This is a genomic window from Mesonia phycicola (genome assembly GCF_900141885.1).
Taxonomy (GTDB): Bacteria; Bacteroidota; Bacteroidia; order Flavobacteriales; family Flavobacteriaceae; genus Mesonia; species Mesonia phycicola.
The window spans coordinates 176,142-186,718 of the sequence record NZ_FQYY01000009.1 but is presented as its reverse complement, the minus strand read 5'-3'; the positions used below and the strand labels follow the sequence as shown (position 1 = coordinate 186,718).

The following is a 10,577-nucleotide window of genomic DNA, read 5'->3' as shown; positions in this document are numbered from 1 at the left end:
TGGGCTATACCCCAGTAATAGGTAGATTGTATACGCGTTACGCACCCGTGCGCCACTCGTCAGCCAGAGCAAGCTCTGCTGTTACCGTTCGACTTGCATGTGTTAAGCCTGCCGCTAGCGTTCATCCTGAGCCAGGATCAAACTCTTCATCGTTGTTTTTTAAATATATTTACAATACTTATATTCAACTCGGAATTATCATTTCTCCTCTAAACTAATAAAAGAGAGACTCAAAATTAATAAATTAGCTATTTAGCTTTAATTCGTTTTTACTGTCAATCAATACTTCAATGAACTCATAATACTACCGCTAAAAAGTAATAGTAATCGTTAAAAATTAAGGACTCGAACCTTAAAAGTAATTTCTTAATTACTCAGCTTCCCAGCTTTTCTATTTCATAATTTTTTGAGAACTTTAACGCTTTAAGCGTTAGCGGCTGCAAATATATAACCTTTATTTAAACTAACAAGAATAAATTTCAAGTTTTTTATTTTTATTTTTTAGAGCCTTACAAGATACAAACTATATATCTAATAAACCAAAAAAAATAACCCTCTCAATGAACATTGCTTGTCTCTCAAAGCGGATGCAAATATACTCCCCTTTTTGTTCCTAAAACAAACTTTTTTACAAGTTTATTTAATAATTTCTTTATATTAAATTTAAAATACAGTAAATCAGAAGAATAAAACTATAAAAAGAAATCCCAAACTATACCAAAGCGGATAGAAAAGTCTCTATATGGTTGTGACGGGGCGCTATAATGATTGTTTCCCAATAAAATTGTCGTGAAATTTTCTAACTTAAAGAAGATTCTTGCTTGATCTACTTTAGCATTGAAGAAAAAATCGAATCTATGGAAACCCTCTAATTCTGTTGAATTTTGCACGTAAGATTCTGCTAAAACAGGATCATATCCGTTGGCATAAAAACTTGTAAAGTAATTATAAGTAATACCTGTTTGTAAATAAAGAGCTTTATCGAACCAAAAATCTTCATAATACAATGAATTTCTAGTGACAAAATCTGGAACTTTAAACACTTCTTCTCCACTAAAAACATTTTGATACATTATAGTAGAGTTAAAAGCGAAACTAGAATAACAAAACTCTTTATCAGCTTTCAATTTTAAATATCCAATATTACCATCGTACTGAAGTGGTGTAACCAATTTTGCAGAAGACACTCCGGTATCTTCATCTACCTCTGGATTAGGATTGTCTTTTAGTCCGAAATAAGTAAAGTTATTTATCTGCGTTAAACTAGCTGATATATTCGCTATTTTCTTAGAGTTTAAATTAACACTCAAATCTTGTTTTTGGATATTATCAAAATTATTACTCCAATTATAATTTTCATAATCACTCTGAAACAATAAATAATTAAAATTTGGAGCTGAAGAGTTTACTACTAACGATGCATCAACTTTATTCTCTTCATCTAATTTATAGCTTGCATTTGCTTTTAAATAATTTCCTGAAAACTCATCTGATAAATTAACCATAACATCACCAGAAAGTTTAAAACCACCTATTTGTTTTTGATACCTACCCCCTACAGAAAAAACATCTCCTTTAATTCTATTAGGTATTACTCCGCTATCTAATATTAGCTTTCTTTGATAGCCATAATTGTAATTAGAATGTTTTACCTGAAAAGTAAAATCTCCCAACAAATTGTTTCTGTATTGAGCATACAAGAGATTACTTACTCGCTGGTATTCTACCTCATCACTTAATTCTGAATTTTGATAGGAATCTCCATAGCCCAAAAAGGGATCTGTTTGTTTGTACCAAAATTCTTTATCTGTAAAATTAAGTGTATGTCCTATTCTTATTTGATTATTTTGGGTAGAATCATTTCCTTTTACCACTTTATAATAGTGATCTAAATAAAACCGCTTAAGAAAAAGCTCATTCTCTGCATCTTCAAAATTGACTTCTAATAATGAACGATCACTAAACTCATCATCTTTATTTTGATACAAAGTATTTGCTTTTGGAGTTAACCCTCCATTTTCTTGATTATTTATATCTTGAGATACAAAATGTGTTCTTAAGTAATAACGATCGTTTTTTGACTGATAACTTACCCCAAATCTAAACGCCCCTTGGCTAGCTAATATGTTTTGATATTTACCTAGAGATCTTAAACCACGATAAGCAATAGAAAAATTTAAACGAGGTGAAATATTGCTTGTAAAAAAAGCATCTACATTTTGCCCTTGTTCAAAAGTAGTTTTAAAAAAAAGCTCTGTTAATGGTGTTGGCACATTATAGTAATAAATATCTTCTACATTATAAACTCCATAATGTTTAGTAGTAGCTCCTATATCTGGTAATAAATCTATCTCATCAAAATTCCACGCTAAATTGGTATAAGGTTGCCCAACATTAGAAAAAGGTAAAAGTTCAAAATTATCTTTTCTTAAATAATTGAACTTATAGTCTTTGTTAATGGTTAAGGTCGTATCCACATAAGTAGTATCATTTTCTATAGAAATGATTTTATAATCTTCTATTGGTGGTTTTTCCTTTTTCCCATTATTAGATTTTGATTTAGCTTCATTCGTTCTAAGAGTAGTATTAGAATTAGAAGTTGATGCACTTTTGCTTCCTTTTTGAACTTCAAATTGACTGAAACTCTGAAAAGAAATCATCAGAAAAAAAATTATAATAAGATGCTTGGTCATATCTATATTTAACTGAGGCAAAAGTATAATTTTTTAACGAATGTAAATTTGAATAATTGCTTTGAATCTTCATAATACTCAAATTATGTAAATTTGCATTATGCTAAAGTTAAAATATCATTCAGATTTAATAGAATGCGGCACAGATGAAGCTGGTAGAGGCTGCCTTGCAGGACCTGTAACTGCTGCTGCTGTCATTTTAAAAGACGATTTTAAAAACGAGATTTTAAATGACTCAAAAAAACTTTCAGAAAAAAACAGAGACCTTCTACGTATTTTAATCGAAAAAGATGCTATTAGCTATGCTGTTTCTCACGTAATGATGGAAGAGATTGATAAAATTAACATCTTAAATGCATCTATTTTAGGAATGCACCGTTCTATAAAACAATTAAAAACAATACCAGAACATATTGCGGTAGATGGTAATAAATTTAAACCATACTTAAAAATACCACACCAATGCATTATTAAAGGAGATGGTAAGTATTTAAATATAGCAGCTGCATCTATTTTAGCTAAAACTGCTAGAGATGAGTTTATGGCAAAAATTCACGAAGAGTACCCTATGTATAATTGGAAACAAAATAAAGGTTACCCTACAAAACAACACCGGGAAGCCATAGAGAAATACGGGATTACAAAATACCACAGAAAAAGCTTCCGGTTATTACCAGAACAACTGAATCTTGATATTTAAATTTCAGTGTATATTTTTAATTTTGTTTAACAGAAATTTACTAGCAATACCGCTACTTTTATAAAAAAATTGAAACTAATTTTCTATGAAGAAATATCTCTTTTACTGTCTTGCCTTTTTAATATGTATAGCTTGTGAAGAAGACAGCAAAGCCCCTTCTAAATTATTTAGTTTTATACCCCCAAATACTGCTATTATTCTTAAAAGTAATAACTTAAGTAAGTTATCAGAAAAACTACAAGAAAATAGTTTAATTACCAATAACAACACCTCTAAAATTTATCAAGAATTTAAAGAGCAATTTATACCTCTAAAAAATATTGATATTTCTGAAAAAAGTCTTCTTTGCTTTAATAAAATAGGAAGAAATGAAGTTGCTATCACCCTTTTAACAGAAGAAGAATTAAAAGTAAATCTAGATTCTGTACAAAATAAAGCCGTAGAAACTTTTAAATATGATGGTAAAGAAATTAAAAAATATACTTTAGAAGAAACAGAAACCTACAGTATTCTTCTAAACAATATATATGTTTATAGCTCTTCTAAATTAGTTTTAGAAAATATTATTAGAATTTACGATAACCAACTACCACAAGACCCAACGTTAGAGAAAATTTACAATGCCGCATCTGGCAATCATTCCTTATTTATACATCAAGAAGATTTTAATGCAATTTACCCTTTATTGTTTCCTAATGGAAGTACAAAGTTTTTAGAAAATTTTTCTGATTGGTCTGTATTAGATTTAAATATTGAAGATGATGAAATTCAATTAAACGGGGTTTCTTCAGCAACTATTCAAAAAGAAAGAATTTTAAATTTATTTCAAGGCATAGAACCACAAACCAATCAAATGGCAGAGGTTATACCATCATCTGCTATTGGGTATTTTGCTTTTACCTATGATAAGTTTGAAAGTTTAAAAACTAATCTAACAGAATACAGAGCAATAGAGTTAGCACCTTTAAAAAATGAAGCATTTTTTAACTCTGCACAAGAAGTTGGTGAAGTTTATTTCCCTAACAACAAAAACGCTACAATTTTTAACTCTATAGATATTACAATTTCTAACGATGCTTTGGTAGCATACCAAGATGTAGTTTCAGAGTTTAGAGGAGTTAATATTTACAATTTTACAGATAAAGAAAATATTTATGACGCCTACCAACCTCTACTTAACCAAAAGCAATTAAGCTACTATGCTCAAGTAGACCATTATTACATTTTTTCTGAAGAAATAAAAACGATAGAAAACATTATTGCTAATTACCAAAACAGAACGGTACTGGCCAATTTATCTGCATTTAAGAATATGAAGGGTGAATTGAGTGATGAATCGTCTATACTATTAGTTGGTGTTAATGAAAATTTAAAAAAACACCTAAGTTATAAGGTAAACGAGAATTTAAAAGAAGATCTTGTAAAGGTTGAGCTGAATGATTTTAAAGTAAGCGCTCTTCAATTTATATATGACACAAATTTTGCACACGTAAACGCCATTGTACAAAAGGCAGAAGCCAACAACACACCAGACAACATAGCGCAAATTAACAGCATAAAACTAGAGAGTGATATAGCTACCAAACCTCAGTTTGTAAAAAACTGGAAAACAAAACAAATGGAGATTGCTGTACAAGACGAAAATAATGTACTGCATCTTTTTGAAAATAATGGAAATTTAAACTGGAAAAAACAATTAGATAGTAGAATTGTAGGAGATATCCAGCAAATAGATATCTACAATAATGGAAGACTTCAACTTATATTCGCTACTCAAAATCAAGTTTATATTTTAGACAGAAGTGGTAATCCTGTAAAACCATTTCCGCTTAAATTTAATAACACCATTACTCAAAATATTGCTGTGTTTGATTATGACAATAACAGTAAATATCGTTTAGTAGTTACGCAAGGCAATCATATTTCTATGTATGATAAAGAAGGAAAAAAAGTAAACGGATTTAAATTTAGCAAAACAGACTCTGAATTGATTGAAGCTCCAAAACATATTAGAATAGGAAAGAAAGACTACATTTTAGCAAATGAGATAAATGGTACTTTACATATTTTGAGTAGAACTGGGGAAGTAAGAGTACCTGCTAAGAAAGATTTCAATTTTTCTGATAATAAATGGTATTTGCACAAAAATTTATTTACGACTACTAATATAAACGGAGAGTTAATACAAATTAACGAGAGCGGTAAAATTACTACTAAAGACTTAAAACTTAATGAAAGTCATAGTTTTATTGCAGACAATGAAATCTCTGTCACATTTAATGAGAATGAATTGAACATAAACGGCAAAAAAGCTAACTTGGATTACGGGCTGTACACCAAACCTCAATTAATAGAAATTAACAATAAAAAATACATTACTATTACAGATACCCAAGCGAGCAAGGTTTATGTGTTTGATGCCAATGCTAATTTATTAGAAGGTTACCCAGTGTACGGAAATTCTGAAGTAAGTATTGCCAATATGGATAACAGAGGAAAATTAGAACTTTCTGTAAAAGGGGAAGACAATAGTGTATTAATTTATCAAATGAATTAATACACTATTACTATTCTATAATATGTATTAAACTAATTCTGCTTCAAACAACTCAGCAAAATGTTTTAAGAGTTTTTCTTTTACTTCTGCAATGTTTACTTCTGTTTTACCAAGTTCTACATTTAAAGAAGTGACGGCTTTGCCTTTAATTCCGCACGGTATCATATTATCAAAATAACCTAAATCTGCATTTACATTTAAAGCAAAACCGTGCATGGTTACCCAACGGCTAGCTCTCACTCCCATTGCACAAATTTTGCGCGCAAATGGTGTCCCTACATCTAACCAAACTCCAGTTTCTCCTTTACTCCTTTCCGCAGCCAAATTATACTCTGCTAAAGTTTTAATAACTGCTTCTTCTAGTAATCTAAGGTATTTATGTATATCTGTAAAAAAATTATCTAAATCTAAAATTGGGTAACCTACAATTTGGCCAGGACCGTGGTAAGTAATATCTCCTCCTCTATTTACTTTATAAAAGGTAGCATTTTTCTTTGCTAATTCTTCTTCAGAAATTAAAAGGTTAGAAAAATCGCCACTCTTTCCTAAGGTATACACGTGCGGATGCTCTACATACAAAAAATGATTTTTTGTAGGCAAACCAAGATTCTCTCTTCTGTTTTTAATTTTTGTATTTAGTGTATCTTGAAAAAGCTGCTCTTGGTACTCCCAAGTTTCTTTATAATCTTTTACCCCTAATTCTTGTACTTCTACCTTCTTGTTCATCTTTTTGGATTATTTAATATAATAAGCGCAGCAATCACTCCAGGCACCCAACCTAAAAGTGTAAGAATAATTACAATTAATATAGAACCACAACCTTTATCTAGCACTGCTAGTGGTGGAAATAAAATTGAAAGTAAAACCCGCCAAAAACTCATTTTTTTTTATAAGCAAAGTTACTATTTTTTAAGTTTTTAATAGAAGACTAATCTTATAGAGTTAAGTATCTTTAAAATGCCTTCCTGCTTTTTTGATTGCTAACATCTTTGTAATTATCTTTGCGGCTTCAAAAACATAAACTGAACTATGCAATTATCTGAACAAGAACTTGTACGTAGAGAAAAACTTTCTTCTCTTAGAAAATTAGGCATCAATCCTTATCCGGCAGATTTATATCCGGTAAACCACACCTCTGCTAAAGTCAAACAGGAGTTTGAAGATGGTAAAAAGGTGGTTATCGCAGGTAGATTAATGTCTAGAAGAATACAAGGAAAAGCTTCATTTGCAGAGTTACAAGACTCTACTGGGCGTATTCAAGTATATTTTAATCGTGACGAAATTTGCCCAGACGAAGATAAAACACAATACAATGATGTTTATAAAAAACTATTAGACATTGGTGATTTTATTGGTATTGAAGGTGAATTGTTTACTACTCAAGTAGGCGAGAAAACCGTAATGGTAAAAAAGTTTACTTTATTAAGTAAAGCTTTAAAACCTTTACCATTACCAAAAGTAGATAAAGAAGGAAACGAGTTTGATAAATTTAACGATCCAGAAATGCGTTACCGCCAGCGTTATGCAGATTTGGTAGTTAACCCTAAAGTGAAAGACGTTTTTGTAAAACGTACAAAGCTTTTTACTGCTATGCGTAACTTTTTTAACGATAAAGGTTATTTTGAAGTAGAAACTCCAATACTACAATCTATACCTGGAGGTGCAGCTGCAAGACCATTTATTACCCACCATAACGCATTAGACATTCCTTTATATTTAAGAATTGCTAACGAGTTATATCTAAAAAGATTAATTGTTGGTGGTTTTGATGGTGTTTATGAGTTTTCTAAAAACTTTAGAAACGAAGGAATGGATAGAACCCACAATCCAGAGTTTACCGCAATGGAAATTTATGTAGCTTATAAAGACTACAATTGGATGATGGATTTTACTGAAAAACTTTTAGAACATTGTGCTACCGCTGTAAACGGAACTACCGAAGCTACTTTTGGCGAACATAAAGTAGATTTTAAAGCGCCGTACAAACGTGTAACCATGACAGATGCTATTAAAGAATTTACTGGTTTTGATATTACCGGTAAAACGGAAGAAGAACTTCGTGAAGGTGCTAAAAGCTTAGGTATTGAGGTAGATGAAACGATGGGTAAAGGAAAACTAATTGATGAAATTTTTGGTGAAAAATGTGAAGGTAACTACATACAGCCAACTTTTATTACAGATTACCCTAAAGAAATGAGCCCGCTTTGTAAAGAGCACCGAGATAACCCAGAGTTAACAGAACGTTTTGAGTTAATGGTTTGTGGTAAAGAAATTGCTAATGCATATTCTGAATTAAATGACCCAATTGACCAACGTGAACGTTTTGAAGAGCAATTAAAACTAGCAGCAAAGGGTGATGATGAAGCTACAGAATTTATAGATCAAGATTTCTTAAGAGCATTAGAATATGGTATGCCTCCAACTTCTGGTTTAGGTATCGGGATGGACCGTTTAATTATGTTTTTAACCAATAACCCATCTATACAAGAAGTGTTGTTTTTCCCTCAAATGAAACCTGAACGTAAAAAGGTAGATTTAAGCGAAGAAGAAAAAACTATTTTAGAGTTACTGAAAAAGGAATCTCCGCAAGAGTTAGAAACTATTAAAGCGGCTTCTACTTTAAGTAATAAGAAATGGGATAAAGCTATTAAAGGTTTAAGAAAACACAACCTAGCCAAAGTGAATAAAACAGACGATGGTTTGTTTGTAGAGCTAGAAGAATAAAATTCTATTTTAGAATTTAAAATTATAATTAAATAGAGAAAGGAATCATTCAGTTTTAAATGATTCCTTTTTTATTGCATATATTGATATAATTATTATAAGTTATCCAAAATTAACAATTTTTAACATTATATATATATATTCATAATTTTATGATATCTGATCAGATTAATGTTTAATAATTTAATTTTAATTTATGAAAAACCTAAAAAACTTTTTACGAATTTCCCTAATTCTACTATTTTTCACTTCATGTTCAAATGATACTGCAATTGAAGATTCTAATTTTGAAGATAACCAAAACAATATCATTGAAGCAGATAATTCTGTTTATGAAAATGAAAACTATTCTGACTCAGAAATTGACATATACGAAATTGAAAGAATATATTATGATGAAGCTACAGATCAAGAAATACCTGTTATATTTCAAATAGGAATAACAGAAGATGATAATGATTTACATTTATTCGATGTTTCTGAAAATATACTTGAATTAAAAGGTATTACAAGAGCTGAATTTGAAGCTGAGTTAATCAATGTTACAAACGGAGGCGATGAAGATGATCCAAATGATGGATTATCACCTCATTCAAAATGTATTGAGGCTTGTAAAGATAAATATACCGACGAAGATGGAAATAAAATTAAAGGAAGAGGATCTTGCAAGGCAAATTGCTGGGTAGATACAGCAATTAGACTAATGGATGCTGGTGTACCTTTTTAATATCAAATTTTAGAAATCATCACTAATTAGTGGTGATTTCTTCTATATAAAATGTAATGAAATATCTAAAATATATTATATTAATATTTTCAATTTTTTTTATTTGTTCTTGTAACAGCCTTTTTATTGATCTATTAACATCCAAAGAAGTAAAGACAGAAGTTTTTTACAACCAAGAAAAAAATAAAACTTTAGTGCTTTTCCCGATGGTACATATTAATCATCCAGAATTTTATGATGATACAAAAAGTAAGTTAGAAAAACTTCGACAACAAGGATATACTGTTTTCTTTGAAAGTATAGCATTAAAAGATTCTACAGTTTTTAACACTCAGGAAATGGACACGTTGACACGGAAAACACGGAAAATTTCAGGAATTTATATGAGTGATTATAAAGATCAGAAAAATAAATCTCTACCGAAAGCAATTAGAAATAGTAATTATATCTCCCAGAACAGAGAAAATTTAGGGTTTCAAGAACAAGATATGATTGTAGACATACCTATGAATGAGCTAATTGAAATTTATGAAGCAAAATATGGAGTTATTCAATTAACTCAATGCGACTGGGAAACCGACTATTTAGAAAAATACGAGTGTGAGACCGTTCCTCAAGTTCGAGCAAATGATGTTTTAATATATACTAGAAATGACACCATTGAAAAGCGTATCTATGAATCTAAACTAAAAAAAATAGCCTTAGTATATGGGAAAAAGCATTTTCAATTTATAAGAGGAGGGTTTATGCAAAATGGCTATAAAGAAGTTGACACATTAAATTTATTTAATGAATAATAAGCATTTAAAAATTCTAATTACACAAATAGAGTAAATTATAAAAGGGACTTCGCCAAAATCGAAGTCCCTTTTCTTTTACTAATCTATTTAAAAGAAGTTTTGGTCTAGAGTAAAGAGTCATTCATCTAAGTTAGGCAACAAATAAGAGAAAGAGCTCTATATTTATAATAAACAAAAACTAGTCACATGTCTGTTATAGCAAATGAAATAAATAATCCGTTAGAGAAAATAAGTTTACTAAAAGAATACCAATTACTAATTGCACAAGCTTGGGATTTAAAGCAGCTAGATCATTCTGAAAGTGACTTTTTAGAATATCAAGCTCTACAAATTCTTCATAAAATAAAGTTTCTATTTAGTTAATAGAGAAATTGAT

9 protein-coding genes and 1 rRNA gene are annotated in these 10,577 nt (G+C 30.0%); 6 read left to right on the top strand and 4 right to left on the bottom strand.

Features of this window, described 5'->3' with window-relative positions; translation table 11 throughout:
• Positions 1-153, bottom strand: a 16S ribosomal RNA gene (locus tag BUC03_RS13685); the annotation flags it as partial.
• A 539-nt stretch (positions 154-692) separates the two neighbouring features.
• Complete coding sequence (locus BUC03_RS13680; protein ID WP_234971629.1) at positions 693-2,660, bottom strand: putative porin; 1,968 nt, start codon at positions 2,658-2,660, stop codon at positions 693-695.
• A 133-nt stretch (positions 2,661-2,793) separates the two neighbouring features.
• Here BUC03_RS13680 and BUC03_RS13675 point away from each other — a divergent pair, with 133 nt between their 5' ends.
• Complete coding sequence (locus BUC03_RS13675) at positions 2,794-3,393, top strand: ribonuclease HII (protein ID WP_073153257.1); 600 nt, start codon at positions 2,794-2,796, stop codon at positions 3,391-3,393.
• A gap of 85 nt (positions 3,394-3,478) precedes the next feature.
• On the top strand, positions 3,479-5,950 hold the full coding sequence (locus tag BUC03_RS13670; protein ID WP_073153237.1) for a hypothetical protein: 2,472 nt from the start codon (positions 3,479-3,481) through the stop codon (positions 5,948-5,950).
• 27 nt (positions 5,951-5,977) lie between these two features.
• Here BUC03_RS13670 and lipB read toward each other — a convergent pair whose 3' ends face one another.
• Both lipB and BUC03_RS13660 read right to left on the bottom strand, forming a co-directional pair.
• On the bottom strand, positions 5,978-6,676 hold the full coding sequence (gene lipB / locus BUC03_RS13665) for a lipoyl(octanoyl) transferase LipB (RefSeq protein ID WP_073153235.1): 699 nt from the start codon (positions 6,674-6,676) through the stop codon (positions 5,978-5,980).
• Positions 6,673-6,831 carry a YqaE/Pmp3 family membrane protein gene (locus tag BUC03_RS13660; protein WP_073153232.1) on the bottom strand — a complete coding sequence of 53 codons (159 nt, stop codon included), beginning with the start codon at positions 6,829-6,831 and terminating at the stop codon, positions 6,673-6,675. Before BUC03_RS13660 ends, lipB begins: the two co-directional genes overlap by 4 nt.
• Positions 6,832-6,979: 148 nt before the next feature.
• Here BUC03_RS13660 and lysS point away from each other — a divergent pair, with 148 nt between their 5' ends.
• The 4 genes from lysS to BUC03_RS15210 all read left to right on the top strand — a co-directional run bounded on the left by lysS (position 6,980) and on the right by BUC03_RS15210 (position 10,564).
• Positions 6,980-8,674 carry a lysine--tRNA ligase gene (gene lysS / locus BUC03_RS13655; RefSeq protein ID WP_073153229.1) on the top strand — a complete coding sequence of 565 codons (1,695 nt, stop codon included), beginning with the start codon at positions 6,980-6,982 and terminating at the stop codon, positions 8,672-8,674.
• Positions 8,675-8,870: 196 nt separating this feature from the next.
• Positions 8,871-9,401: a hypothetical protein gene (locus BUC03_RS13650; protein ID WP_073153227.1), complete on the top strand. Its 531-nt coding sequence runs from the start codon at positions 8,871-8,873 to the stop codon at positions 9,399-9,401.
• A gap of 56 nt (positions 9,402-9,457) precedes the next feature.
• Entirely contained in the window at positions 9,458-10,198 is a 741-nt protein-coding gene (locus BUC03_RS13645) for a hypothetical protein (protein ID WP_073153224.1), read from the top strand.
• A gap of 189 nt (positions 10,199-10,387) precedes the next feature.
• Positions 10,388-10,564: a hypothetical protein gene (locus tag BUC03_RS15210; protein ID WP_159432721.1), complete on the top strand. Its 177-nt coding sequence runs from the start codon at positions 10,388-10,390 to the stop codon at positions 10,562-10,564.
• The last annotated feature ends 13 nt before the right edge of the window (positions 10,565-10,577 follow it).